The sequence below is a fragment of the Devosia ginsengisoli genome (assembly GCF_007859655.1).
Taxonomy (GTDB): domain Bacteria; phylum Pseudomonadota; class Alphaproteobacteria; order Rhizobiales; family Devosiaceae; genus Devosia; species Devosia ginsengisoli.
Window position 1 is genome coordinate 133,863 of sequence record NZ_CP042304.1, and the last position, 23,991, is coordinate 157,853.

Here is a 23,991-nt window from a genome sequence, read left to right on the forward strand (position 1 = left end):
TAACCGCGCCTGGTGCGGTGGCATTAACCCTGCCATATTTGCCGCCGCGATCACGCCATCGGGCGCAGCCCTTGCTCAAGCCCGGCGCCAAGCCTAAAAGGCGCGCTTATGCCAGCGCCCGCCACGACCTACAGCGACGATCTCGAACTGCTCCGCTCCTCGGCGGTTGCGGCCGGCATCATTGCCAGTTCCTTCTTCCGCCGCGACGTCAAGAGCTGGACCAAGGACAATGCCTCCCCGGTCAGCGAGGCCGATATCCTGGTCGATCGCTACCTGGCCTCCTCCCTGCTGCAGGCCCGCCCCGACTATGGCTGGCTCAGCGAGGAAACCGCCGACAATCCCAGCCGCCTCGATTGCGATCGCGTCTTCGTCGTCGATCCCATCGACGGCACCCGCGGCTTCCTGCGCGGCGAGGATAGCTGGACCGTGGCGCTGGCCGTGGTCGAACACGGCATTCCCGTAGCCGGCGTGGTCTACGCTCCCGCGCGCGACGAAATGTATGAAGCCGTCCGCGGCGAGGGCGCCCGCCTCAACGGAAGGCCAATCAGCCGCAGCCGCCGGGCCGGCGCCGCCCCACTGATCCCCGCGCCCGGCGCGGTGCATCAGGAAATGCAGGCGGCGGGCCTGCACTACACGCGTGGTCCGGCCTATCCCTCGCTGGCCTATCGGCTGGTGCAGGTGGCGACGGGCAAGCTCGACGGCGCCGTCGCCCGCCGCGGCAGCCAGGACTGGGATATCGCCGCCGCCGCGCTGATCCTTGATGAATCAGGCATCGATTTTGCCGATGTCTGCACCGGGTTCCCCCATTTCAACAAACGAGATGTGCGCCACGGGGCGCTTGCGGCACTTGGTGACATGAGCCTAAAACCCCTTGTCCACGCGGCGCTGATCAAGGTCTATGGCTGCCCGGCCGCAGATGCGGACGCCGAACCGATTGCTCCTTCACACACGGACCTGACCGATGGCTGAAAAAGAAGCTCCCACCAAGCAGTTGCTCCACCTCGTCATCGGCGGCGAGCTGTCGAGCCTTGAAGGCGTGACCTTCGCCGACCTCGACAAGGTCGATATCGTCGGCCTCTATCCCAACTACGCCTCGGCCTATGCCGTGTGGAAGCAGAAGGCCCAGATGACCGTGGACAGCGCCCAGACGCGCTACTTCATCGTCCACCTGCACCGCCTGCTCGAGCCGGAAACCCACAAGCCGTAAGCACGGGCGCACACCGCCCCGAACTATCCACGGTGTCATTCCCGCGAAAGCGGGAACCTCCGTTTCACTTTGGCATCACCACAAACAGGGGTTCCCGCTTTCGCGGGAATGACCCGGTGGGTACCACCGTAGAACTAGCCCACCAGCGCCTCAATAATCGCCTGCATAGCCCCCGGCCCGCCAATGCGCTGCCGCCCGATATTGGCCAGCCTCCGGCGTTCTTCATCATCACCGAGCAGCTTGCGCAACGCCGCCCCGACGGCCGGGGCTTCGGCCGCAACCACCGTCCGCGCCTCCCCGAACAGCATCTGCTCATCGTTGAAGCGAGAGCGCCGGTCGCGTGGATTGACGAAGGTGATGGCGGGTTTGCCGAGCCCCAGCGCCTGCACCGTGGCCGTGCCGGCCTGCGACAGCACCAGGTCCGACGCTGCCAGCAAATTGCCCATCGCCCCGCCGCGGGCCATATGGATGGTGATATCGCCATCCGACAATTCCCCCAGATCGGCGGATTCCACGCTCAGCATCGTCGTGCGCTTGAGCCCGGCCTTCCGGGCGAGCTCATCGACGCTGACGCCGCCTGCAACGGCCAGGAACATGTCGGGCCGCAGCTCGGGGGCAGGGTGCGCAAAGCCGCAACCTGCAAGGCAAAGCTCTCCGCCGTCAGTGCCCGGCTGCCCGGCAGCAGCGTCACCGCCAGCGGCCGTTGCCGTCGCGCCTGCGCGTCATAATCCCCGTGCGGAATGGCATCCATCATCACATTGCCAGCCGAGCGGGCATCGACGCCGATATGCTCGAGCGAACGCGCCAGGTTGTCGGCACGGCAGAACACGGTCTTGCAGGCCTGCTTGATGGTCCAGCGTTCGGCGGCGGAATAGAGCCGTGCCGATCCCGTCTTGTAGACGTCCAGATAATAAAGCCCGCGATGCCCGGTGAAATAGCAGGCCAGCACGCCCACCATGTCGCCCACCACAACCACGCGATCATATTTGCCATTGATCCGGCGCAGGAAATTGAGCGCCGGCGGCACCGTGCCGAGCCCGCCGGTGATGATGTCACGCCGCAGCGAGCCCTTGACGTTGCGCCAGCCTTCCGAAGCCAGCGTGGCCCGCGGCCCCACAACGGGGCAGATGCCGGCATAGGCATTGCCCGCCCCGATCATCGGATAGGCTTCCACCACAACCGTCTTGGGCATGTTTGCCACGATGGCGGCCGCGATGGCGTCCTCGCCATGGCCATTGGAAATGAACAGGAACCGGCTTGGGCCCGACGCTTCGGCCGCCACCGTCAGGCTCCGCGGCCGAAACGCTCGAAGGCGGTATGGGCCGCCACGGCATCGGCGTAGGGTTCCTGTCTGTCGACGCTCCAGTAGAACAGCTCATCGAGCGGAATGGGCTTCTGCGTAATGGCGCAGCGCACGAAACTGCCGGGTTTGAGCACCACATAGTCGCCGTCGAGATAGCGGATGACGGCTTCGGTGGGTGCAAAGCCTTTGTCGAAGATGTTCATTCTGGCATCCCTTCAACCTTTGCCCCGATATAGCGAGCTACGGGTCAGATCAAAAGAGGCTTTCCTGTGCGTCGCCGTCCGATTGCGGGCGTGGCTTCTTCTTTATGACCGGGCTGCCCGAAATCGTTGCCCCCACCTCGCCATCGGCGAATTCGATGGCAATGGGCGCGCCGGGCAGCAGGCCGGCCCGTTCATGCACCAGATGACCATCGGCATCCTTGATGACGGCATAGCCGCGCGCCAGCACGCTCTTGTAGCTGAGCGAGTCGAGCAGCTTGCCGGCCTGGGCAAGGGCTGCGCCGCGCAGGCTCAGGCCCTGCAGCATGCTGGCATAAAGTCGTGTCCCCAGCGGCCCCAGCCGCGTCTGGCCATGGCGCAGCTCCGCCCGCAGCGTATTGGCCGAGAGTTTGGGCCCGATCGCCGCAAGTTGCGCCCGCTTGCGCTCGACCAGCTGGAGGGCCGAGGCCCCCAGGCGTTCGGCGCGCGGATCATAGGTCAGGCGCGCCCGGTCCACGGTCTTGCGCAGCCCGGCATCGGCGCGCAGCGCCAGGTTTTTCAGCCGCTCGCCGAATTCCGACTGCCGCCGCGCCAGCAATTGCGGCGCCAGCCGCGGTTCGACGCGCGACAACCGCACGCGATGGTCCTGCACCGAATGGCGCAGCCCGGCGAACAGATTGCTCGCCGCATGATCCAGCCGCTGGCGCTGGGTCGAAACCAGGTCGGCCGGTCGCGGCAGGCCGGCACTGGCGGCGCGCAACCGGTCGCGGGCACTTCCGGCAATGCGCCGCGCGCCCTGCCTCTGGCGCGAGCCAAGGTCATCGACATAGCCGATCAGCTCGGTCCGCACCGGCACTGCGGCCTCGGCGGCCGCCGTCGGCGTCGGCGCGCGCATGTCCGAGGCATAGTCGACCAGCGTCGTATCGGTCTCGTGGCCGACAGCGGAAATGATGGGAATGCCGCTGGCGGCAACCGCCCGCACCACCGCTTCCTCGTTGAAACCCCACAGGTCTTCGATCGACCCGCCCCCGCGCGCCACGATCAGCAGGTCAGGCCGGGGGATCGGCCCATCGGGCAGCAGCGCGTTAAAACCCTCGATGGCGTTGACCACTTCGGGCGCACAGGTATCGCCCTGCACACGCACCGGCCACACCAGCACATGGCTGGGAAAGCGATCAGCCAGACGATGCAGAATATCCCGGATCACGGCCCCGGTCGGCGAAGTGACGACGCCGATGACGCGGGGCAGATAGGGCAGGGGGCGCTTGCGCTCGCGCGCGAACAGGCCCTCGGCATGGAGCTTGCGCCGCCGTTCTTCCAGCAGTGCCATCAGCGCCCCGGCGCCGGCCGGCTCGATATTGTCGATGACGATCTGGTATTTCGACGAGCGCGGAAAAGTGGTCAGCCGCCCGGTGGCGATGACTTCGAGCCCTTCCTGCGGCTTGAAGGTCAGGCGGGCATAGCTGGTTTTCCACACTACGGCGTCGATCGCCGCATTCTCGTCCTTCAGCGTGAAATAGGCGTGCCCCGAGGCATGCTGGCCGCGAAAGCCGGAAATCTCGCCGCGCACGCGCACATGGCCGAACTCATCCTCGACCGTGCGCTTGACCGCCTGGGCGATCTCGCTGACGGAAAATTCGGCGGCATTGGTCAGAGTATCGGCCATGCCCTTCTGGTGCGGCAATTGATGAGTCCGGTCAAGGGCAGCGCTCAGGGTCTTGCCCAGACTTCGTCTGGCCGGCCGTGGCGCCACCAGGCGAAATAGCGGAACCCATCCTCGTCCGGATCCGAAACCGGAACGAATCCGGCAGCCAGCACTAGCTTCTCGCTCGCGAGATTGCTAAGCTCGATACCGGCAAAGAACTCTTCAATTCCGCCATTCTCCGGCAGCGCCGTCACCGCCTCGACAATCGTCCTGCCAAGGCCTCGTCCACGCTCAACCGGCGCCACCACTATGGCAAAGCTGGCCCTGCAATCCTCGTACTGCTCACAGTCGATGAAGCCGACGATCCCGCTGTCCGCCAGCGCTACATAACTTTGTCGGCCGGGCCCGCGCAGCCGCAAGCTCTCGTCCGGCCAGTCCCGTCCGCCGAGCCATCGCTGGGTGGCCGCGTCGTCAAACCAGGTGCGGACGACAGGCAGGTCGGTCTCGCTGGCAGCGCGCAGGATCAAGACTACTCCGCCGCCTCCGTCGCCCGCGGGGCATCGAGGTTCCCCATGGACTGCACGATATGGTTGGCCAGCGCGTCATAGATGCCGCCATAGGCGTGGCTGGCGCGCTTGAGCGCGATCTGGGCATCGTCGAGCCGGGGCAGGCCGATTTCGTCATTGACCACCCGCATGCCCGGCTGCAGCGCGCTTTCTGGCAGGAAGCCCACCGCCAGGTCCGACAGCACGGCGCTCGATATGGCCGTGGCGTTGGACGAGGTATAGGCCACGCGATAGTCCTTGTTGCTGCGGTCCAGCGCTTCCATCGCATCCTTGCGCCAGATGCAATATTGCGGCCCGCAGGCAATCGCCAGCGGATCGCTGGCCAGCGCCCGGCCGCCATGGCTGGCCACCCAGAACATCTTTTCGGTGCGGAACAGCTCGCCGTAATTCTGCTCGGTGCCCTGGGTGAAGACGATCAGGTCATAGCGTCCCGCCCGCATGCCTTCGAGCAGGTGCTCGGAGGCCATGCAGGCGACGTCGACCGCAATCTTGGGATGCGTGCGCTGGAAGCTGGACAGAATCACCGGCAGCAGGCGCACCGCATAATCGTCCGGCACGCCGAAGCGGATCGAGCCCGCCAGGTCGCCGTCGGAGAAATGGTCGAGAATCTCGGCATTGGTGCGCAGCATCTTGCGGGCGCGGGAATAGAGCGCCTCGCCATGCAGGGTCAGCGTCACGCTGCGCCCGTCGCGGGTCAGCAGGGTCTGCCCGAGCCGTTCCTCGAGCCGCTTGATCTGCATCGACACCGCCGACTGGGTCTTGTTCACCCGCCGCGCGGCCTCGGTGAAACTGCCGCAATCGGCAATCGCGCAGAAGCTCTGGAGCTGGTCGAGGTCGAGGGGAGCCGTCATGGCGTTCTTCCATCACCCAAATTGATAGATCGAATGAAATCTATTTGTTGGACGAATGGATGTCCAGAGCGCTAACTCGGCAGCATTGGCGCTATAGCGTCGAATCCTCGCCGGCCTCCCTTCGGCACAACCACATGACTGGAGACTATCATGGCTTTCTCGCTTCCCGGCGAGCGGTCACTTGCGCCCGCCACGCCCGCCAATCCATTTGCCGCCTTCGCGCGCTGGATCGCCAAGGCGCAGGCCGCACGTACCCGTCGGGCAGCTTTGGCAGCCTTGCTGGACCTCGATCATGAGCAGTTGAACGATCTGGGCGTCTCGCGCGACGACATCGTCGCCGCGCTGGCGTCAGGCGCCCAGGCCGGCCCGATCCTCAACGCGGCGCGCGCCCGCAGCGCCTACGCCTGATCGGCGTTACGAATTCGAGCTTGCGCCGGCCCGACCTCCAGTCGGCGCTTTCTTGTTGGTACGAACAATCCTTGCGAGCGCTCGTGCCATCTCCTGGGGTTGACCTGTGGTCGATCCCGTCAGGGTCGGCCTTTGGCCGATCCCGTCCGGGCCGGTTTGCCGCCGGTCCCCCGGGTCGGCCTTTGGTCGATCCTGTTTCCTGATGACTTGCCGGACCGGCGCCTTGCGCGCTTGTCCGGCTTTTTTGTCAGGCCTGTTCGAAGCTGACGCCCATTTCGGTCTCGGTCTTCCAGATCGAGCGGCAGGCAAACTTCTGGCCATCATCGAGCAGCAACTCGAACGTATCGGGAATGCCGACAATGCTGGCTATCCGCAGCCGCGCTCCGGCTTCGGACAGGTTACGCACGGTGCATTGCAGCGTTGAAAAGCCGCTATTGGTGACGATACGCCCGCCCTTGAGGGTGCGGTGGCGAATGGTGGCGCGACGTTCCTCGGTCAATGGAACCTTCTCCATGCTCAGGGGAGCTGGGCAAACCCGTCCTTGAAGCCATTGAGCGACACGGGAATGCCGATGCCCTCTTCCGGCGTCTTGAATACGACGAAAATGGCACTGTCGCCATTCGACAGCGTCTCGATCAGGCTGTCATCCAGCACGACCTCGGCAATGCAGCCATTGGGCAGGCAGCGCACGAAGGCGACGCGCCCCATATCCTGCCCGTCGACATTGAGGCCGAGCCCGTTGGGCAGCAGCACGCCGAGCGGCGCCAGCACGCGCAGCAGGCGAGCCTCGCGGTCGGCCGTGCGCAGCACGATGACCGACAGGCCCACATTGGGCTGATCTTCCGCCATCACATTCTGGATGATGGCGCATTGCTCGAAACTGGCGCCGGGCGGCGTATCGCAGCTCATCTGCCAGTCACCATACTGGGCCCGTACCACGCCCTGGCCCGAACTGGTTCCGGCCATCGTCCCGACAACCACCAGGGCAAGGCCCAGTCCGGCCAGACAGTGCTTCACAATCCGCTTCACTCTACAATTCTCCCGACGAGATCGCGCGCCAACGCGAGGCTTTTCCTGTTTCCGACAGGCACGGGGCCAAGTCAACCAAGGCCCGGATTTGCTGGGGATATGCCGGCCAAACTGCGGCAGCGGTGAGGCGCAGGGCGGATAGGGCCGCGCAATATGACGCAGTTGCCGGCCCGTTTGCCGCAATGGACTTGGCGTTTGCGATGTGATTTAGGTCGATGAAGAGTTTTTCGCTCCGAGGTTGAGTCGGGGCGGCGTTTGCTATGCCGCTGTTTTTGCCCCTCAATCCCGGTGTGGATGCACCAATTGAAGTCGACAGGGGGTTTAGGTGACCGGGCAGTTCTTGAAAAAGATGGGGGCTCTTTCGGCGGCCGCAATGGCGCTGAGTCCGGCTCTGGCCGTCGCGCAGGAAGAGGCAGGCTACACCGCCGGTCATCCGCTTCCCGGCCAGTTCCACCTGCAGCGTTCGGTGACGCCGATCATGGACTCCATCACGGTATTCCATGATGGCATCCTGATGTGGACGATCAGCCTGATTGTCGCTCTCGTGCTGGTGCTGATCCTGTGGATCGCCTTCCGCTATAATGCGAAGCGCAACCCGGTACCGGCCGCCTTCACCCACAATACGCTGGTCGAGATCGTCTGGACGGTCCTGCCTGTCGTCATCCTCATCATCATCGCCATCCCCTCTTTCGGTGTGCTGAGCGACCAGCTCACGACGCCCGATGGCGAACGCAAATATCTCGGCGCGAACATCTTCTCTTTCGGCGAAGTCGAGGTTCCCGCGCCCGAACTCACCGTCAAGGCCACCGGTCAGCAGTGGTACTGGGACTATGAATATGTCGATCAGGGCGTGGCGCTGACCTCGCTGATGCTCAACGAGGAAGACCGCGCGGCCACCAAGCCCGGCCAGCCGCGCCTCCTCGCCGTCGACAACGAACTCGTCGTGCCGGTCGATACCACCGTGCGCATGCAGATCACCGCCGATCCGACCGGCGTGATCCACGCCTTTGCCGTTCCGTCTTTCGGTATCAAGATCGATGCCGTGCCGGGGCGTCTCAACGAAACCTGGTTCAACGCCCGCGAGACCGGCATCTATTACGGCCAGTGCTCGGAGCTTTGCGGCAAGGATCATGCCTTCATGCCGATCGCCGTGCGCGTCGTCACCAAGGAAGAATTCGCAACCTACATGGCGGCGTTCGAGGGCGGCGATTACGAAGCTGCCAACGCCACCCTCGCGGCTGTGCAGTAAGAAGGGTCAGGGGACTTAATCATGGCTGATACTACCGCTCACCTCGAAGCCCACGCGACTGGACACGACCACGCCGCGCATGCGCACGAGCCCACTGGCTGGCGCCGCTGGGTCTATTCGACCAACCACAAGGACATCGGCGTGATGTACCTGATCTTCGCCATCGTGGCGGGTGTGGTTGGTGGCATCCTGTCCGGCTTCATGCGCATGGAGCTGCAGGAGCCCGGCATCCAGATTTTCCACGGCCTGGCCAGCATGGCCTATGGCGTGGAAGGCGGCGAGGCGCTCGACGCCGGCAAGCACATGTACAATGTGTTCACCAGCGCCCACGCCCTGATCATGATCTTCTTCGCGGTTATGCCTGCCACCATGGGCGGCTTTGCCAACTATTTCGCGCCGCTGATGATCGGGGCGCCGGATACGGCCTTCCCACGCATCAACAATATTGCGTTCTGGCTGTTGCCTCCGTCCTTCCTTCTGCTGATCGCCTCCATGTTCTTCGAGGGCGCTGGCCCCGGCGCGCTGGGCTTCGGTGGCGGCTGGACGGCCTATCCGCCGCTGTCGACCACCGGCCATCCCGGCCCGGCCATGGATTTCGTCATCCTGTCGCTGCATATCGCCGGCATCAGCTCGATCCTGGGGTCGATCAACCTGATCACCACCATTTTCAACATGCGCGCTCCCGGCATGACGCTGCACAAGATGCCGCTGTTTGCCTGGTCCGTGCTGGTCACTGCCTTCCTGCTGCTGCTGTCGCTGCCCGTTCTGGCTGGCGCCATCACCATGCTGCTGACCGACCGTAACTTCGGCACGGCCTTCTTCCGGCCGGCCGAGGGCGGTGATCCGGTGCTGTTCCAGCACCTGTTCTGGTTCTTCGGTCACCCCGAAGTGTACATCATGATCCTGCCGGGCTTCGGCATTGTCAGCCACATCGTATCGACCTTCAGCCGCAAGCCGATCTTCGGCTACATGGCCATGGCCTATGCCATGGTAGCCATCGGCTTTGTCGGTTTCGTCGTGTGGGCGCACCACATGTACACGACCGGCCTCAGCCTCGACGTGCAGCGCTACTTCGTGGCGGCGACCATGGTCATCGCGGTGCCGACCGGCATCAAGATCTTCAGCTGGATCGCCACCATGTGGGGCGGCTCGATCACCTTCAAGTCGCCCATGCTCTGGGCCATCGGCTTCATCTTCCTGTTCACCGTTGGTGGTGTGACCGGTGTGGTGCTCGCCAATGCCGGTGCCGACCGTGCCCTGCACGACACCTATTACGTGGTTGCCCACTTCCACTACGTGCTGTCGCTGGGTGCCGTGTTCTCGATCTTTGCGGGCTGGTACTACTGGTACCCCAAGATGTTCGGCTACATGTACAACGAGTTCCTGGCCCAGGCGCATTTCTGGATCATGTTCGTCGGCGTGAACCTGATCTTCTTCCCGCAGCACTTCCTCGGCCTTGCCGGCATGCCGCGTCGTTACATCGACTATCCCGACGCGTTCGGCATGTTCAATCGCGTGTCGTCGATCGGCTACTACATCACCTTCGTCGCCATGCTGATCTTCTTCTACGCGACCTGGGAAGCTGGCCGTAAGAAGCGCCCGGCCGGTGACAATCCGTGGGGTGAAGGTGCAACCACGCTGGAATGGACCCTGTCCAGCCCGCCGCCGTTCCACCAGTTCACCACGCTGCCGAAGATCGACTCGACCAGCGCGCATTAATATATCGAGGGCCGCGTCCGCGCGGCCCGCCAACCACACGAGAAAGCAAGCCCATTGGCTCTGATCGACGATAGCAGGAACCTGCCCGGCATGGCCGGCGAAGCGCGCATGGAGGATTACCTTGCGCTGCTGAAGCCATCAGTCATGCAACTGGTCGTGTTTACCGCCATCGTCGGTCTGGTGGTGGCGCCGGGCGGCATCAATCCGTTCATCGGCATCATCGCCATCGCCTGCATCGCCATTGGTGCCGGCGCCTCGGGCGCGCTTAACATGTGGTACGATGCCGATATCGACGCCATCATGAGCCGCACGCAGAACCGTCCCATTCCGGCCGGCCGCATGGCCAAGGAAGAGGCGCTGGTTTTCGGGCTGGTGCTGTCGGTATTCTCGGTGGCCCTGCTGGGCCTCGCGACCAACTGGGTCGCGGCCGGGCTGCTGGCTTTCACCATTTTCTTCTACGCCGTCATCTATACGGTCTGGCTCAAGCGCTCGACGCCGCAGAATATCGTCATCGGCGGCGCTGCCGGCGCCTTCCCGCCGGTCGTCGGCTGGGCTGCGGTGACCGGCACGGTCTCGTTCGAAAGCGTCGTGCTGTTCCTCATCATCTTCCTGTGGACGCCGCCGCATTTCTGGGCCCTGGCGCTCTACAAGCAATCCGACTACGGCGCTGCCGGCGTGCCGATGATGCCCAATGTCGTCGGCAATGCATCGACCAAGCTGCAGATTTTCGTCTACACCCTGCTCCTGGCCGCTTCGGCCATGTTGCCGACCTGGTTCGGTTTTGCCGGCTGGATTTACACGGCTGTGGCTGTGGTCACCGGTGCATCCTTCGTGCTGCTGGCCTGGCGGCTGCTGCGGACGGATGAAGATGTGGCCATGCGCAAGGCGGCCCGCACGCTGTTCAATTACTCGCTGAGCTACCTGTTCATCGTGTTCTTCGCCTTCATGACCGACAACCTGCTGACCCGCTTCGGGAGTTTTGCCTGATGAGCGCTCCAGACGAAATCCGCAGCGTCGAGGTGGAATCGGCTGAAATGGCTGCAGCGCGCGCCAAGATCCGCCGCCGCCGCTCCATCGCGCTTGGTGTTGCCCTGGCGCTTTTCGCCCTGACCTTCTACGTGCTGACCATCGTCAAGATGGGCCCGGCTTTGTTTGATCGGGCCCTCTGATGACCGAATTGCATCATCCCGGCATTAACCCCGAAATGGCGCGCCGCAACCGGCGGGTCGCCATCATGGGCATGGCTATCGCCGCCGGCATGGTCGGGTTGGCCTATGCCTCTGTGCCGCTCTACCAACTGTTCTGCCAGGTGACCGGCTTTGGCGGCACGCCGCAGACCGCCAGCGAAGCCCCCAAGGGCTATATCGACCGGCAGATGACGGTGCGCTTCGATTCCAACGTCGCCAACGATCTGGCCTGGACGGTTACGCCCGCCGCGCTCGTCAACGACAACATCGGCAAGGTCGATACCGTCAACTATGTGGCGACCAACAATTCGGACAAGCCGATAACAGGCATGGCCGTGTTCAACGTCTCGCCCGAACGGGCCGGCGTCTATTTCAACAAGATCGAATGCTTCTGCTTCACAGAGCAGACGCTGCAGCCCGGCGAAACCGTCGACATGCCGATCGTGTTCTTCGTCGATCCTGAGCTCGACGATAATCAAGAGCTCAACACCGTCAAAGAGATCACGCTCTCTTATACCTTCTACGCTTCAGACAACGAGGGAAGCTGACCATGGCCGGAATAGCCAAGAATCACGACTACCACATGGTCGAACCGAGCCCGTGGCCGTTTGTTATGTCGGCCGCCGTGCTGGTGTTTGCCGTCGGCATCATCTCCTGGATGCATCACTGGACGCCGTTCATATTCTTCATCGGCCTGGCCGGCATTCTCTACACCATGTATGCGTGGTGGAGCGACGTCATCAAGGAAGCCAATGGCGGCGATCACACGCCCGTCGTGCAGATGCACCACCGCTACGGCATGATGCTGTTCATCGCCTCCGAGGTGATGGTGTTCTTCGGCTTCTTCTGGGCCTATTTCGACGGCTTCTTCCGTCTCGATGACGTCGAGCAATATGCCCGCGTCGCCGCGACCGGCGGCATCTGGCCGCCCACCGGCGTCGAGCTGTTCGACCCGTTCCACCTGCCGCTGTTCAACACGCTGCTGCTGCTGACCTCAGGTACCACTGTCACCTGGGCCCACCATGCGCTGCTCGAAGGCGACCGCGAGGGCCTCAAGTGGGGCCTGATCCTGACTGTGCTGCTGGGCGCCGTCTTCACCTGCGTTCAGGCCATCGAATATATGGAAGCCGGCTTCAGCTTTGCCGGCAACATGTATGGCGCGACCTTCTTCATGGCCACCGGCCTGCACGGCTTCCACGTGCTGATCGGCACCATCTTCCTGCTGGTCTGCCTGCTGCGTGCGCTGCGCGGTGACTTCACTCCCGAGCGCCATATCGGCTTCGAATTCGCCGCCTGGTACTGGCACTTCGTGGACGTGGTCTGGCTGTTCCTGTTTGCCTCGATCTATGTCTGGGGCAGCTGGGGCGTGGCGATCCACCACTAGGGTCGCGCGGACGGTTTTTCTCGGGGCGCGGCCGCAAGCTGCGCCCCGACTTTTTTGGAGCCCCCGGATTGGCCCAGTCGTCGCCCATATTGACCGGCCTCAAATGCCGCTGCCCGCGCTGCGGCGAGGGCAAGCTGTTCGCCGGCTATCTCAAGGTGGCGCCGGTCTGCCCGGTCTGCGGGCTCGACCTGAAATTCGCCGATAGCGGCGACGGCCCGGCGGTCTTTGTCATCTTCATCGTTGCGCCCATCGTCATCGCCTTGGCTCTGCTGGTCGGCGCGCTGTTCAATCCGCCGCCCTATATCCACCTGATCCTGTGGATCCCGACCACGCTGATCCTGTCGCTGGCCTTGCTGCCGCCATTCAAGGGTGTGCTGGTCTCCCAGCAATACCGGCACGATGCGCATGAGGGGCATCAATGAGCGAGCGCCGCGGCCTTGGGCCGGTCATGACCTGGTCCTTCGTGGTGCTGATGCTGGCCCTGGCCATTGTCTGCGTCTGGCTCGGCACCTGGCAATTGCAGCGCCTCGGCGAGAAGGAAGCGCTGATTGCAGCCGTGGATGCCCGGCTTGATGCCGACCCGGTTCCCGTCCCGCCCGCGGACCAATGGCCAACGCTCGATCTGCAGGCGCACAATTTCCAGCCCGTCTCGCTGACAGGCGCCTTCCGCTACAACCAGACGGTCACGGTTTTCACCAGCCTCGCCAATGCGCGCGGCCCGGCCTCCGGCCCCGGCTATTGGGTGGTAACGCCCTTCGTGCTGGCCGATGGCGGCACCGTCTTCGTCAATCGCGGCTTCATCCCGCAGGATTTCCAGGAAGCCGCGGTCACCGACGGGGAGGGCGACGAAAGCCAGGTCACCATTACCGGCCTGCTGCGCCCCGGCGAAGCCGCGGGCTTCATGACGCCCGAACCCAATATGTCGGACCGCATCGACTGGGTGCGCGATCCTATCAGGCTCGCCGTCATGGTCGATCCGGCCCTGGCGCCCATCGCGCCCTTCTATGTCGACCTGCCGGCCGGTCCCGCTGGTCAACTGCCCCAGGGCGGCGAAACCGTTGTCGAATTCCCCAACAACCACCTCGGCTATGCCTATACCTGGTACGGCTTTGCCATCGTTGCCGTCGTCATGCTCGGCTTCTGGCTCGCCCGCCAGCGCGCCGGCGCCAAGGGCTGAACCGGCAAACTTGCGGTTCATCCCCTGTTTGACTAGGTTGCAACAATTCTAAAAGGGCACTTCCCCCGAATGCAGTTTGTTTCAACGCGTGGCCAGGCGCCCGTGCTCGGCTTCTCTGACGCGGTTCTCGCAGGTCTCGCGTCCGATGGCGGACTCTATGTGCCGCAGAGCTGGCCCCAAATCAGCCCCGCCGAGATCGCTGCCTTCGCCGGCAAGCCCTATGCCGATGTCGCCTATGCCATCATCAGCCGCTTCACCGGCGACGAGATTGCGCCGGCCAAGCTCAAGGCTATCATCGATGAAGCCTATGCCGGCTTCCGCCACCCCTCGGTGACACCTTTGCTCGAGATCGAGCCCAACCATTTCGTGCTGGAACTGTTCCACGGCCCGACCCTGGCCTTCAAGGATGTGGCCATGCAGTTCCTGAGCCGGGTGATGGACCACATCCTGGCCGAACGCGGCCTCAAGGCCACCATTGTCGGCGCCACGTCCGGCGATACCGGTTCGGCCGCCATCGAGGCCTTCCGCGGCCGCGACACGACGGACATTTTCATCCTGCACCCGCAAGGTCGCACCTCGCCGGTACAGCGCCTGCAGATGACGACGGTGCTGGACGCCAATGTCCACAATATCGCGCTCGAAGGCACGTTCGATGACTGCCAGAACATCGTCAAGGCGATGTTCAACAACCACAAATTCCGCGACCGCGTACGCCTGTCGGGCGTCAACTCCATCAATTGGGGCCGCATCGTCGCGCAGATCGTCTATTATTTCACTGCGGCCGCCTCGCTGGGCAGCCCGCACCGCAAGGTCAGCTTCACCGTGCCCACGGGCAATTTCGGCGACATCTTCGCCGGCTATTGTGCCAAGGCCATGGGCCTGCCGATCGATCGCCTGATCATCGCCACCAATGCCAACGACATCCTGCGGCGCACCATGGATACCGGCCGCTACGAGATGGATGGCGTCGCCCCCACCATCAGCCCGTCGATGGATATCCAGATTTCATCCAATTTCGAACGCCTGCTGTTCGAGAGCGCAGGCCGCGATGCCGGCGCCGTTATCCGCATGATGGATGGCCTCAAGCAGTCTGGCGGCTTCGCTTTGCCGGACAATGCCCTTGCCGCCATCCGCCGCGACTTCGCCGCCGGCACGACAGGCGAAGCCGAGACCAGGGCAACCATTGCCGGCACGCTCAAGGCCTCCGGTTACCTGCTAGATCCGCATACGGCGGTAGGCGTCCATGTGGCTCAGGCCTATCTCGGCGCCACGCCCATGGTGACGCTGGCCACCGCCCATCCGGCCAAATTCCCCGCCGCCGTCAAGGACGCGGCGGGCGTGGAGCCAGCTTTGCCGGCCTGGCTGGCCGATCTTCATTCCCGCGAGGAACGCCTCAGCGTCCTTGCCAACGACCAGAATGCGGTCGAAGACTTCATTGCAGCGCGTACGCGCGCTGCCTGACGAAACGGGGGCCAGGTGGTCGCCCGACCGCCAGGCCTCGTGGAGGAGCCTAGCGTGAGCGTACGATCGACAACCCTTGATAACGGCATGGTGGTCCTGACCGACGACATGCCGCATCTCGAAAGTGCTTCCCTTGGCGTCTGGGTCAAGGCCGGCGCGCGCAGCGAGCGCAAGGCCGAGCACGGCATTTCCCACCTGCTCGAACACATGGCCTTCAAAGGCACCACTTCGCGCACGGCGCTGCAGATTGCCGAGGCCATCGAGAATGTCGGCGGCGACCTGAACGCCGCCACCTCCATCGAACATACCGGCTATTTTGCCCGCGTCCTCAAGGAAGACGTGGTTCTTGCTGCCGATATCCTCGCCGATATCCTGCAGAATTCCCTGTTCGAGGATGATGAGCTTACCCGCGAGAAACAGGTCATCGTCCAGGAGATCGGCGCCGCGCGCGACAACCCTGATGATCACGTCTTCGACCTGTTCCAGGCCGCCGCTTTCCCCGTCCAGCCCATCGGCCGCACCATTCTCGGCACCGTGGATTCGGTGCGCGAGTTCAACCCCGACACCATCCGCAAATATATGGGTCGCAACTATGTCGGCGACCATATGGTGATGGCGGCCGCGGGCAATGTGGACCATGACGAACTGGTCGATGTCGCCCGCCAGCGCTTTGCCGACCTCAAGCCCAATGGCGCCCCGGCGCCGCAGCGCGCCGAATATCATGGCGGCGAGGAGAGGCTGATCTCCGATCACGAGCAGGCCCATATCGTCGTCGGCTTCGAGGGCCGCGCCTATAATGCCGATGGCTTTTATGCCGCGCAGGTCCTCGCCTCCATCCTGGGTGGCGGCATGAGCTCGCGCCTGTTCCAGGAAATCCGCGAGAAGCGGGGCCTCTGCTATTCGGTCTATTCCTTCCACTGGGCCTTCGCCGATAGCGGCGTGTTCGGCGTTGCCGCGGCAACCGGCGAGGACGAAGTGGGCGAACTGGTGCCCGTCGTGCTGGACGAATTGAAGCGCGCCACCGAAAACATCACCGACGACGAGGTGATCCGCGTGCGCAACCAGATCAGGGCCGGGCTGCTCATGTCGTTGGAAAGCCCGTCGGCCCGCGCCGGCCAGCTGGCGCGCCAGCAAATCCTCTGGGGCCGCCCCATTCCCATGCAGGAGACAGTGGATCGCATCAACGCCATCACCGCCAAACGCGTGCAGGACGTGGCCGAACAGATTTTCACGCAAGGCACGCCCACGCTGGCGGGCATCGGGCCGATCGGCAATCTGGCCGACCTCGGCGCCATTGGCGATCATCTCAAGCGTTGAGGCGCGCACAAGCCATGCTGTGGCCCTGGTCGTCCCCCGCTCCACTGATCGCTCTGCGCGGGCCGCGGGTCCTGCTGCGCCTGCCGCAAATGGCCGATTTTGAGCCCTGGTACACCCTCCGCCACTCCAGCCGGGATTTCCTGCGGCCGTTCGAACCCCGCTGGACCGAAGCTGATCTCGGCCGGCGCGTTTTCGTCACCCGCGTCAAGCGGGCGCGGGAAGAGGCGGAGGAGGGCTCCGACTATTCCTTCTTCATCTTCCTCGCGGATGGTCAGCGCGAGACCCTGGTGGGCGGAATTACGCTGTCCAATGTCCGCCGTCGCGCCGCGCAATTCGTCAATCTCGGCTATTGGATGGGCCAGCAATTCGCAGGGCAGGGGCTGATGAGCGAGGCGGTGGGCGTGAGCCTGCCCTTCATATTCGATACGCTGGACCTGCACCGCGTCCACGCCGCCTTCCTCCCCGGCAACACCGCCTCCCGCCGCGTGCTGGAAAAGAATGGTTTCGCCGAAGAAGGCTTTGCCGAGAAATACCTGCAGATCAACGGCCGCTGGGAAGATCATGTCCTGTTTGGCCTGACCAAAGAACGCTACGAAATGGACCGCTACCTGCGCCGAGTCTAAGACGCGCAGTAACGAATTGGCACCATCGCCACCCCACCCCCGATGTCATCCCGGCCCTGAGCCGGGACCCATCCCGAGATCGCGCCACGGCCGCAAGGTGGAGTGGGGCCAAACCACCCCCACCCTCATTCCCTCCCCACAAGGAGGAGGGAGGCGCATGACCGCATTCCGAGTTTCATCTGATAGGTCCATAGCCACCGGCCAGGCTTCCCTCCCCCTTGTGGGGAGGGAAGCGAGATAGGACTTAGCATCAGCTAAGTCCGTGATCGAGCAGGGTGGGGGTAAGCCACAAGCTCGATATTCGCCCCACGTCAGCCCCGAGGATGCGCGGTGGCATTGACGCACCATTGCCATCCCACCCCCAATGTCATCCCGGCCTTGAGCCGGGATCCATCCCGAGGTCGCGCCACAGCCGCAAGGTGGATCGTCCGACCACTGGATATGCCCCACCACCTCAGGATGGATCCCGGCTCAAGGCCGGGATGACACCGAGGGAGAGGATCGCGCGGTGCTCCACTTACCCATCTTATCCCCCAGCCCAAAACCGCGCGTATCATCCTGCCATCTTCCGGGATACGGGCGGCGCTGCAGCGACGGGCGTCCGGAAGCCAGCCGGGGGAGTGGGGGTCGCGCTCCGCTCCGGGTCGAGCGGACGAGGCGTTTGGGCGGGGTGCTACGGCTAACCGCTAGGGTCTGCGATCGCGCCGTCCGAACAAGTCCCGGCATCCCGAGACGGCTTCCGTCTCATTACTAAATTTACCAGAGGCGAAAGCCGTCTCGGGATCCGCACGTCCGCGGCCGCACTTGCGGTCCGCATCCGACAACCGCATTGCAGGCGGCACTTGCGCTCGTCCCGATGGCATAACTGTTGCTATCGAGCAACATACCACTAACCTTGTCGCACGCATCATTCCCCGCTACCAAAGGGCGCTCCCGCCAAGAGGATGCCGTTCAGCGTCTGATGCGCTTGCACTCTTTCGCCGGAACGCTGCCACAATGAAGCCTACCGCAGGATATAATCGCCCCTGATGCGTCATCTCTTTGCACTCGCGGTGTGGCTTGCCTTCGCGCTGACCACCCTTGCTCCGTCCGCCGCCTTCGAAGTCATTTCCGTCCCCGAAGACGTCAATGCCGTCAATCTGTCCGAGGTGATCGAGATTCAGCCCGGCACCAACGGCCGTGTGCAATTGTCCACCGCGCCGGGCGAAGACGGCATCATTCGCCGCATCGAAGTGCTGGCCAGCGAGCAGGACACCAACCCGAATTTTGCGCTGTTTGCGCTGCGCAACGAGAGCGACCAGCAGATCGAACGCCTGCTCGTGGCGCCCTTCTTTCGCCTGCCGGGCTCGGGGATTTTCCAGCCCGACCTGGGCGACGACCGCCTCAAGGCGCTGACGCCGAGCGCCGGCATTCGCCCCGTCCGCCTCACCGACAGCGAGGCCGACGTTTTTGAGGTGACGCTGGACCCCGGCGCCACGGTGACTTTCGTGGCCGAACTGGCGGGCGCGCAACTGCCCGAACTCTATCTGTGGCAGCCCAATGGCTACCGCGACTACGTGAACTCCTTCACCCTGTTCCGGGGCGTGGTGCTGGGTGTCGCCTCGCTCGCGGCCGTGTTCCTCACCATCATGTTCGTAGTCAAGGGACGCGGCATCTTTCCGGCCACGGCGGCCTTTGCCTGGGCCGTGCTGATCTATCTGCTGATCGATTTCGGCGTACTCGGACGCGTCCTCGGCCTGCCGGCAGGCGGTATGCAGCCATTGCGCGCCGCAGCGGAGGCGGGCATAGCGACGACACTAGCGGGGTTCCTGTTCATTTATCTGAACCTGCATCGCTGGCACCTGCGCTTCATTCACCTGGCGCTCGGCCTTGCGGCCTTGTTCCTAGCGCTCTTTGCTTTTGCTTTCTTCCAGCCCGCCATAGCCGCCACCATTGCCCGGCTCGTGCTGGCTTTGCTCGGCGTATCCGGCTTCTTCCTCATCCTGCTGCTGGCCCTGCGCGGCTATGACCGCGCCGTGCTGCTGGTGCCCACCTGGATCATCCTGATCTCCTGGCTGTTCTATTCCTGGCTTGTGGTCACCGGGCAGGTCTCCAACGACGTGGCGCAACCGGCCGTAGGCGGTGGCCTCGTCCTCATCGTCATGCTGCTTGGTTTTACCGCCGTACAGCACGCCTTTTCCGAGGGGCAGGTGTCGATCGGCACGCTATCCGAAGTGGAACGGCGCGCATTGGCGCTCACCGGTTCGGGTGATTTCGTCTTCGACTGGAACATCGAGCGCGACCGCGTCTCGGTGAGCGACGAACTGGCCACGCGCCTGGGCGAAAAACGCGGGGCATTGCGCGGCGCCATCAAGCGCTGGCTCGACCGCGTCCACCCCGACGACCGCGACCGTTTCCGCACTGCTTTCGATACGCTGGTGGAACTGCGCCGCGGCAAGGTTTCGGCCGATATGCGCGTGGCCGGGCATGATGGCAGCTATCGCAGCTTCCGCATGCGGGTGAAGCCGGTGCTGGGCGGCGACGGCCAGGTCAACCGCATCGTCGGCACCCTGCAGGACGTCACGGAGGATCGCGCCGCTCGCGAACGCCTGCTGCATGATGCCGTGCATGACAGCCTCACCGGCCTGCCCAATCGTCAGCTCTTCCTCGACCGGCTGGAGCGCGCTTTGGTCCGCGCCCGTACCCCCGGTGGCACCAAGCCGGCCGTGTTCCTCATCGATATCGACCGTTTCATGGAGCTCGAAGAACGCATCGGCCATTCGGCGGCCGATTCGGTGCTGCTCGCCATTTCCCGCCGCATCGCCCGCATCATGCGGCCGCTCGATACGGTGGCCCGCGTTACCGGCGACCAGTTCGCGGTGATTCTCGCTTCCGAACAGGCCGCCGGCAAGATCGCCGAGACCGCCGAACAGATTCGCAAGGCGCTGAAAGCCCCGTTCAATTTCGGCGACCACGACCTGTCGCTATCGGCTTCCATCGGCGTCACCATCTATGACAGCAACCCGGCCGAGGCGACCGATGTGCTGCGCGATGCCGAACTGGCCATGTATTACGCCAAGCGTCTCGGCGGCGACCGCATCGAGGCCTACCGCGCCTCGGCCCGCTCCATCGCCGCCTATAACCGCGCCAGCGAGGAAGACCTCGAGCGCGGCATGAAGCAGGGCGAACTGCATGTGCAGTTCCAGCCGGTGACCGATATCCAGACCGGCCAGATGGTCGGCGCGGAAGCGCTGATGCGCTGGATTCACCCGACACGCGGCGTGGTCAATCCGGATGAATTCGTGCCGCTGGCCGAGCGCTCGGGCCAGATCGAAAAACTCGGCCGCCTGGCTTTCGAGCAATCGACCGCCCAGGCCAAGGACTGGATGACGGCCTTTGGCCTGCCCGAGGAGTTCTTCATTTCGGTCAACCTGTCGCCCACCCAACTGGCGACCGAGACATTGCTCAACGACATGCGGAGCCTGGTCAGCCAGGACAAGGAACTGGCCAGCCACCTCAAGCTCGAAATCACCGAGAGCCAGGTGATGACCAATCCCGAGCATTCCGCCTATATGCTGCAGGCCCTGCGCAATCTGGGCCTGGGCCTGGCGCTCGACGACTTCGGCACCGGCCATTCGTCACTGAGCTATCTGCACCGCTTCCCGTTCGACACCATCAAGATTCCGGCCGCCTTCGTCAGCATGGGCGGCACGACCGGCATTGCCCATACCCAGGCGCCGATCATCAAGGCCGTGGTGGCGCTGGCTGCCGATCTCGACCTCATGGTGATTGCCGAGGGCGTCGAGACGCTCGACGAAATCGAACGCCTGCGCCAGCTCAATTGCCGCTACGCCCAGGGCTTTGCCTTCGGCGCGGCCATGACGGGGGCAGAGTTCGGCAAGAAGCTGGCGACGCAGCTCGGTCGCTAGGCGTGGCCGGCGTCGGAACTCAGGCTGGCCCGCGTGATGCGCAGGCTGGCCAAAGCCGCGTCGTAGCGCTCTTCCACCGGCGTCTCGAACAGCAGTTCCTGGCTGAATGGCACGGTCAGCCAACCATTGTCGCTGATTTCGCCTTCGAGCTGGCCGGCGCTCCAGCCACAGCAGCCCAGCGCAAACAGCGACGCGCGCGGCGCCGGCCCAAAGGCCATGGCCTTGAGAATGTCGAGCGTAGCGGTGAGGCAGGTGTCCTCGGTCACCGGATAGGAGTTGTCGCTGCGGTAGTCCGACGAATGCAGCACGAAGCCGCGGCCCTTTTCCACCGGCCCACCCCGCATGACCATGCGCTGGCGGATGGAATCGGGCAGGCGGATGACGGCATCGGGATCGCCCAGGTCGAGCTCGTCGAGAATATCGGCGAAGCGCAGATTGGCCAGTTCCTGATTGACCACAATGCCCATGGCACCCTCCTCGCCGTGGCCGACCAGCAGGATGACGCTTTCCGCGAAGCGCTCGTCGCTCATGTCGGGCATGGCGACAAGAAATTGTCCTTCGAGCGAATTCATGCGCTAATTGTAGGCATGGTCGCCCCCCATGCCAAGTTACGATGGCCTGATCGGGCCATGCTTCACGAAGGCATGATGGGCCATCAGCTATTTCTAAACCCGTTCCTGCGCTAATCCCTTCCCCATGCGTCCCATCTTGCTTGCCCTCAGTCTTGCTTTGCTCGCCGGCCCCGCCCACGCGGGCGAAACCGCCTGGCAGGAAGTCGCGCCCGGCGTGAAGCTGCGGCTGATCAGCACCGGGCAGATCAAGCCCGATGGTACCACGCTGATCGGGCTCGAAATCGATATGCCCGATACCAACAAGACCTATTGGCGCGTTCCCGGCGATACCGGCCTGCCGACCGAACTGGACTTTGCCGGTTCGATGGGCGTGCTCGGCCATCGGATTGTCTGGCCTTACCCGACTCGTCAGGAAACGGCTGAATATCTCGATTACGCCTATTTCGGCCCCACCGTCCTGCCGGTGGAGCTGACGGTCCAGCCGGGGTCGCCCAGTGCCGAGCTCAGCGCCGTTCTCGGCATCTGTTCGGATATCTGCGTGCCGGCCCAGGCAAGCTTCTCCCTGCCGCTCGCCGATACCGCGCCGGATCGCCCCAATGGCCTGCGCATTCGCCAGGCCCTCGCCACGACGCCCATGGAGTGGGAGGGGGATGCGCAGCCCATCGGCAATGTCGAGTTGTGGAGCGATGCCGGCATGCTGGCGGTGCAGGTCGATGATCCCGATATTGATCCGACCTCGCTGATCGCGGCGACGGATGGTGGCGATCCGCTGTTCGGCACGCCGCAAAAAAGCCCGGAACCGCACCTAGTGCTCATCCCCATCCTGGGCAAAGCCGATGAAATTGACTTGGAAAACCAGGCTGTTCAGCTCACATTCCTGACGGATATGGGGGCTTTCGAGGTCAGGCGCACCATTATGGTGCCCAAGGCCGACTGAACGGTGTGAGGGGGAAAGGGGCAATAGGCCTTGTCGGCGGCGCCAAAGCCGCTTATCCCGATTGCACTTGAGACCGAGCAACGGCCGCCGCCCGGTGGCCTGAATCATGGGGCGCATCCTTTTATGATCGAACGCGGCAGTCCGGTCCCGTCCGTGCGGGTAAAACTTGTGGGCGCCGATGGCGCAACGGACACGACCAGCGATGCCGTTCTCGGAACGGGGCTCGTGGTGTTCTTCGCCGTGCCGGGCGCCTTTACGCCCACCTGTCACGTCAACCATCTCCCCGGTTTCATTGCCAACGAGGCCAAGCTCAGGGCTGCGGGGGTCGATCGCATTGTCTGCGCCGCGGCCAATGATCATCATGTGATGAAGGCCTGGGCCGAGGCCTCGGGCGCGCTGGGGAAGATCGATTTCATCGCCGATGGCAATGCCGAATTTGCCGAAGCTCTCGGGCTCGCCAAGGACATGTCGGGCTCCGGCATGGGCAAGCGCTTCGCCCGCTCGGCCATGCTGATCCGCAACGGCGTCGTCGATGCCGTTTTCGTCGAAGATGCGCCGGGCGTGAATGCCAGCGGTGCTCCCGCCATTCTCATGGCGCTCGAAGCCGCCAGAAGCTAGTGTTTGCGTCAGGAGATAGCCTCATGAACCAGTTCCTTTCCCTGACGCTGCGTCTGACTGCCGCCTGCGCCACCGCGACGCTGCTGGCAGCATGCTCGATGGGCGGTCTGTTCGGCGGTGGCAATGCCACGCAGAACCAGCAATTGCAGAATGCCACGGCCACGCCGGCCGCAGTGGCGCAGGCGCAGAGCAGCGCCTTGCCCGCCATTGCCACGCAGTGCCCGCCGATCCGCATTCGCCCCGGCGGCGAAGCCATGTTCTATTATGGCAGCGGCCGCGTGGGCGACGCCAGGTCGTTGCAGTACCAGGGTGTGATCGACGAAACCTCGCGCAACTGCGTGGTGTCCAACGGGCTGATCACGGTCAATATGGGTGTTGTCGGCCGCGTCCTGCTCGGCCCTGCCGGCAACCAGACCTCGGTCAATGCTCCCATCCGCTTTGCCGTCGAGCGTGATGGGCAGGCGATTTTCTCCGAGAAATATACGATGCCGGTTTCCATTGCCGCGCCGGCGCGGTCGTCCGAATTCGTCAAGGTGATCGAAAACGTCGCCATCCCCTATCTGGGCGGCGAGGAAATCACCATCTGGGTCGGTTTCGATACGCGCGGCTGACATCTGCGCTTGCTCGAAC

General features: G+C 63.9%; 27 protein-coding genes. 18 read left to right on the forward strand and 9 right to left on the reverse strand.

All coding sequences use genetic code 11. The features are described 5' to 3' along the window. Positions 1 to 108: 108 nt before the first annotated feature. Complete coding sequence (locus tag FPZ08_RS00705; RefSeq protein WP_146288205.1) at positions 109 to 969, forward strand: 3'(2'),5'-bisphosphate nucleotidase CysQ; 861 nt, start codon at positions 109 to 111, stop codon at positions 967 to 969. After that, the gene (locus FPZ08_RS00710) at positions 962 to 1,207 is read left to right on the forward strand and encodes a DUF4170 domain-containing protein (RefSeq protein ID WP_146288206.1); all 246 of its coding nucleotides are present in this window, start codon (positions 962 to 964) and stop codon (positions 1,205 to 1,207) included. The genes FPZ08_RS00705 and FPZ08_RS00710 overlap by 8 nt, the downstream gene beginning before the upstream one ends. A 134-nt stretch (positions 1,208 to 1,341) precedes the next feature. On the opposite strand, the gene FPZ08_RS00715 is transcribed toward FPZ08_RS00710, so the two are convergent. Genes FPZ08_RS00715 through FPZ08_RS00740 form a run of 6 tightly spaced genes read right to left on the reverse strand, consistent with a single transcriptional unit; the run spans position 1,342 to position 5,772 of the window. Next, entirely contained in the window at positions 1,342 to 1,803 is a 462-nt protein-coding gene (locus FPZ08_RS00715) for a glycosyltransferase (protein WP_146288207.1), read from the reverse strand. Next, entirely contained in the window at positions 1,725 to 2,489 is a 765-nt protein-coding gene (locus FPZ08_RS00720) for a glycosyltransferase family protein (protein ID WP_146288208.1), read from the reverse strand. The genes FPZ08_RS00715 and FPZ08_RS00720 overlap by 79 nt, the downstream gene beginning before the upstream one ends. A 2-nt stretch (positions 2,490 to 2,491) precedes the next feature. Continuing rightward, positions 2,492 to 2,713, reverse strand: coding sequence for a DUF2093 domain-containing protein (locus tag FPZ08_RS00725; RefSeq protein ID WP_146288209.1), 222 nt, complete (start codon positions 2,711 to 2,713; stop codon positions 2,492 to 2,494). Between the two features lie 49 nt (positions 2,714 to 2,762). Beyond that, positions 2,763 to 4,376: an exodeoxyribonuclease VII large subunit gene (gene xseA / locus FPZ08_RS00730; RefSeq protein ID WP_146288210.1), complete on the reverse strand. Its 1,614-nt coding sequence runs from the start codon at positions 4,374 to 4,376 to the stop codon at positions 2,763 to 2,765. 44 nt (positions 4,377 to 4,420) lie between these two features. Next, the gene (locus FPZ08_RS00735) at positions 4,421 to 4,882 is read right to left on the reverse strand and encodes a GNAT family N-acetyltransferase (RefSeq protein ID WP_146288211.1); all 462 of its coding nucleotides are present in this window, start codon (positions 4,880 to 4,882) and stop codon (positions 4,421 to 4,423) included. Positions 4,883 to 4,884: 2 nt separating this feature from the next. Then, positions 4,885 to 5,772, reverse strand: coding sequence for a LysR family transcriptional regulator (locus FPZ08_RS00740; RefSeq protein WP_146288212.1), 888 nt, complete (start codon positions 5,770 to 5,772; stop codon positions 4,885 to 4,887). 150 nt (positions 5,773 to 5,922) lie between these two features. Here FPZ08_RS00740 and FPZ08_RS00745 point away from each other — a divergent pair, with 150 nt between their 5' ends. Further along, positions 5,923 to 6,180 carry a YjiS-like domain-containing protein gene (locus FPZ08_RS00745; RefSeq protein ID WP_146288213.1) on the forward strand — a complete coding sequence of 86 codons (258 nt, stop codon included), beginning with the start codon at positions 5,923 to 5,925 and terminating at the stop codon, positions 6,178 to 6,180. A 247-nt stretch (positions 6,181 to 6,427) separates the two neighbouring features. On the opposite strand, the gene FPZ08_RS00750 is transcribed toward FPZ08_RS00745, so the two are convergent. Beyond that, the gene (locus tag FPZ08_RS00750) at positions 6,428 to 6,679 is read right to left on the reverse strand and encodes a PilZ domain-containing protein (RefSeq protein ID WP_246132767.1); all 252 of its coding nucleotides are present in this window, start codon (positions 6,677 to 6,679) and stop codon (positions 6,428 to 6,430) included. Between the two features lie 17 nt (positions 6,680 to 6,696). Further along, positions 6,697 to 7,146 (reverse strand): invasion associated locus B family protein, encoded by a 450-nt coding sequence (locus tag FPZ08_RS00755; RefSeq protein ID WP_146292842.1) that lies wholly within the window; start codon positions 7,144 to 7,146, stop codon positions 6,697 to 6,699. Positions 7,147 to 7,534: 388 nt separating this feature from the next. Between FPZ08_RS00755 and coxB the strand changes: the two genes are divergently transcribed. The 12 genes from coxB (at position 7,535) to FPZ08_RS00815 (ending at position 21,234) form a co-directional block, all read left to right on the forward strand. Continuing rightward, the gene (gene coxB, locus FPZ08_RS00760; protein ID WP_246132769.1) at positions 7,535 to 8,458 is read left to right on the forward strand and encodes a cytochrome c oxidase subunit II; all 924 of its coding nucleotides are present in this window, start codon (positions 7,535 to 7,537) and stop codon (positions 8,456 to 8,458) included. Positions 8,459 to 8,479: 21 nt separating this feature from the next. Continuing rightward, the gene (gene ctaD / locus FPZ08_RS00765) at positions 8,480 to 10,177 is read left to right on the forward strand and encodes a cytochrome c oxidase subunit I (RefSeq protein WP_146288215.1); all 1,698 of its coding nucleotides are present in this window, start codon (positions 8,480 to 8,482) and stop codon (positions 10,175 to 10,177) included. Between the two features lie 54 nt (positions 10,178 to 10,231). Next, positions 10,232 to 11,164 (forward strand): heme o synthase, encoded by a 933-nt coding sequence (locus FPZ08_RS00770; RefSeq protein WP_425457564.1) that lies wholly within the window; start codon positions 10,232 to 10,234, stop codon positions 11,162 to 11,164. Then, positions 11,164 to 11,346, forward strand: coding sequence for a hypothetical protein (locus FPZ08_RS00775; protein ID WP_146288216.1), 183 nt, complete (start codon positions 11,164 to 11,166; stop codon positions 11,344 to 11,346). Before FPZ08_RS00770 ends, FPZ08_RS00775 begins: the two co-directional genes overlap by 1 nt. After that, on the forward strand, positions 11,346 to 11,912 hold the full coding sequence (locus FPZ08_RS00780) for a cytochrome c oxidase assembly protein (RefSeq protein WP_146288217.1): 567 nt from the start codon (positions 11,346 to 11,348) through the stop codon (positions 11,910 to 11,912). The genes FPZ08_RS00775 and FPZ08_RS00780 overlap by 1 nt, the downstream gene beginning before the upstream one ends. A 2-nt stretch (positions 11,913 to 11,914) precedes the next feature. Next, a complete protein-coding gene (locus FPZ08_RS00785) occupies positions 11,915 to 12,748 on the forward strand; it encodes a cytochrome c oxidase subunit 3 (protein WP_146288218.1) in 834 nt (277 codons plus the stop codon). Positions 12,749 to 12,816: 68 nt separating this feature from the next. Then, a complete protein-coding gene (locus FPZ08_RS00790; RefSeq protein WP_146288219.1) occupies positions 12,817 to 13,170 on the forward strand; it encodes a DUF983 domain-containing protein in 354 nt (117 codons plus the stop codon). Next, positions 13,167 to 13,925, forward strand: coding sequence for an SURF1 family protein (locus FPZ08_RS00795; RefSeq protein WP_146288220.1), 759 nt, complete (start codon positions 13,167 to 13,169; stop codon positions 13,923 to 13,925). The genes FPZ08_RS00790 and FPZ08_RS00795 overlap by 4 nt, the downstream gene beginning before the upstream one ends. Positions 13,926 to 13,994: 69 nt before the next feature. Then, complete coding sequence (gene thrC, locus FPZ08_RS00800) at positions 13,995 to 15,386, forward strand: threonine synthase (protein ID WP_146288221.1); 1,392 nt, start codon at positions 13,995 to 13,997, stop codon at positions 15,384 to 15,386. Between the two features lie 54 nt (positions 15,387 to 15,440). Then, entirely contained in the window at positions 15,441 to 16,703 is a 1,263-nt protein-coding gene (locus FPZ08_RS00805) for a M16 family metallopeptidase (protein WP_146288222.1), read from the forward strand. A gap of 14 nt (positions 16,704 to 16,717) precedes the next feature. After that, positions 16,718 to 17,326 (forward strand): GNAT family N-acetyltransferase, encoded by a 609-nt coding sequence (locus FPZ08_RS00810; RefSeq protein ID WP_146288223.1) that lies wholly within the window; start codon positions 16,718 to 16,720, stop codon positions 17,324 to 17,326. A 1,028-nt stretch (positions 17,327 to 18,354) separates the two neighbouring features. Beyond that, positions 18,355 to 21,234: an EAL domain-containing protein gene (locus FPZ08_RS00815; protein WP_146288224.1), complete on the forward strand. Its 2,880-nt coding sequence runs from the start codon at positions 18,355 to 18,357 to the stop codon at positions 21,232 to 21,234. Here FPZ08_RS00815 and FPZ08_RS00820 read toward each other — a convergent pair. Continuing rightward, positions 21,231 to 21,806 (reverse strand): YqgE/AlgH family protein, encoded by a 576-nt coding sequence (locus FPZ08_RS00820; RefSeq protein ID WP_146288225.1) that lies wholly within the window; start codon positions 21,804 to 21,806, stop codon positions 21,231 to 21,233. The two genes, FPZ08_RS00815 and FPZ08_RS00820, sit on opposite strands and share 4 nt — an antisense overlap. A 136-nt stretch (positions 21,807 to 21,942) precedes the next feature. On the opposite strand from FPZ08_RS00820, the gene FPZ08_RS00825 reads away from it, so the two are divergent. The 3 genes from FPZ08_RS00825 (at position 21,943) to FPZ08_RS00835 (ending at position 23,972) form a co-directional block, all read left to right on the forward strand. Next, positions 21,943 to 22,743 (forward strand): protein-disulfide reductase DsbD domain-containing protein, encoded by an 801-nt coding sequence (locus FPZ08_RS00825; protein ID WP_186767151.1) that lies wholly within the window; start codon positions 21,943 to 21,945, stop codon positions 22,741 to 22,743. A 123-nt stretch (positions 22,744 to 22,866) separates the two neighbouring features. Continuing rightward, positions 22,867 to 23,361, forward strand: a complete 495-nt coding sequence (locus tag FPZ08_RS00830) for a peroxiredoxin (RefSeq protein ID WP_146288227.1) — start codon at positions 22,867 to 22,869, stop codon at positions 23,359 to 23,361. Positions 23,362 to 23,384: 23 nt separating this feature from the next. Beyond that, on the forward strand, positions 23,385 to 23,972 hold the full coding sequence (locus FPZ08_RS00835) for a hypothetical protein (RefSeq protein ID WP_146288228.1): 588 nt from the start codon (positions 23,385 to 23,387) through the stop codon (positions 23,970 to 23,972). Positions 23,973 to 23,991 lie beyond the last annotated feature (19 nt).

Excerpts from the sequence above, each read along its gene's own strand:
- FPZ08_RS00705 (WP_146288205.1), top strand. The coding sequence starts at position 109 with ATGCCAGCGCCCGCCACGACCTACAGCGACGATCTCGAACTGCTCCGC.
- FPZ08_RS00710 (WP_146288206.1), top strand. The coding sequence starts at position 962 with ATGGCTGAAAAAGAAGCTCCCACCAAGCAGTTGCTCCACCTCGTCATC.
- FPZ08_RS00715 (WP_146288207.1), bottom strand. The coding sequence starts at position 1,803 with ATGTTCCTGGCCGTTGCAGGCGGCGTCAGCGTCGATGAGCTCGCCCGG.
- FPZ08_RS00725 (WP_146288209.1), bottom strand. The coding sequence starts at position 2,713 with ATGAACATCTTCGACAAAGGCTTTGCACCCACCGAAGCCGTCATCCGC.
- xseA (WP_146288210.1), bottom strand. The coding sequence starts at position 4,376 with ATGGCCGATACTCTGACCAATGCCGCCGAATTTTCCGTCAGCGAGATC.
- FPZ08_RS00740 (WP_146288212.1), bottom strand. The coding sequence starts at position 5,772 with ATGACGGCTCCCCTCGACCTCGACCAGCTCCAGAGCTTCTGCGCGATT.
- FPZ08_RS00745 (WP_146288213.1), top strand. The coding sequence starts at position 5,923 with ATGGCTTTCTCGCTTCCCGGCGAGCGGTCACTTGCGCCCGCCACGCCC.
- FPZ08_RS00755 (WP_146292842.1), bottom strand. The coding sequence starts at position 7,146 with ATGGCCGGAACCAGTTCGGGCCAGGGCGTGGTACGGGCCCAGTATGGT.
- ctaD (WP_146288215.1), top strand. The coding sequence starts at position 8,480 with ATGGCTGATACTACCGCTCACCTCGAAGCCCACGCGACTGGACACGAC.
- FPZ08_RS00775 (WP_146288216.1), top strand. The coding sequence starts at position 11,164 with ATGAGCGCTCCAGACGAAATCCGCAGCGTCGAGGTGGAATCGGCTGAA.
- FPZ08_RS00780 (WP_146288217.1), top strand. The coding sequence starts at position 11,346 with ATGACCGAATTGCATCATCCCGGCATTAACCCCGAAATGGCGCGCCGC.
- FPZ08_RS00785 (WP_146288218.1), top strand. The coding sequence starts at position 11,915 with ATGGCCGGAATAGCCAAGAATCACGACTACCACATGGTCGAACCGAGC.
- FPZ08_RS00795 (WP_146288220.1), top strand. The coding sequence starts at position 13,167 with ATGAGCGAGCGCCGCGGCCTTGGGCCGGTCATGACCTGGTCCTTCGTG.
- thrC (WP_146288221.1), top strand. The coding sequence starts at position 13,995 with ATGCAGTTTGTTTCAACGCGTGGCCAGGCGCCCGTGCTCGGCTTCTCT.
- FPZ08_RS00810 (WP_146288223.1), top strand. The coding sequence starts at position 16,718 with ATGCTGTGGCCCTGGTCGTCCCCCGCTCCACTGATCGCTCTGCGCGGG.
- FPZ08_RS00815 (WP_146288224.1), top strand. The coding sequence starts at position 18,355 with ATGCGTCATCTCTTTGCACTCGCGGTGTGGCTTGCCTTCGCGCTGACC.
- FPZ08_RS00820 (WP_146288225.1), bottom strand. The coding sequence starts at position 21,806 with ATGAATTCGCTCGAAGGACAATTTCTTGTCGCCATGCCCGACATGAGC.
- FPZ08_RS00830 (WP_146288227.1), top strand. The coding sequence starts at position 22,867 with ATGATCGAACGCGGCAGTCCGGTCCCGTCCGTGCGGGTAAAACTTGTG.
- FPZ08_RS00835 (WP_146288228.1), top strand. The coding sequence starts at position 23,385 with ATGAACCAGTTCCTTTCCCTGACGCTGCGTCTGACTGCCGCCTGCGCC.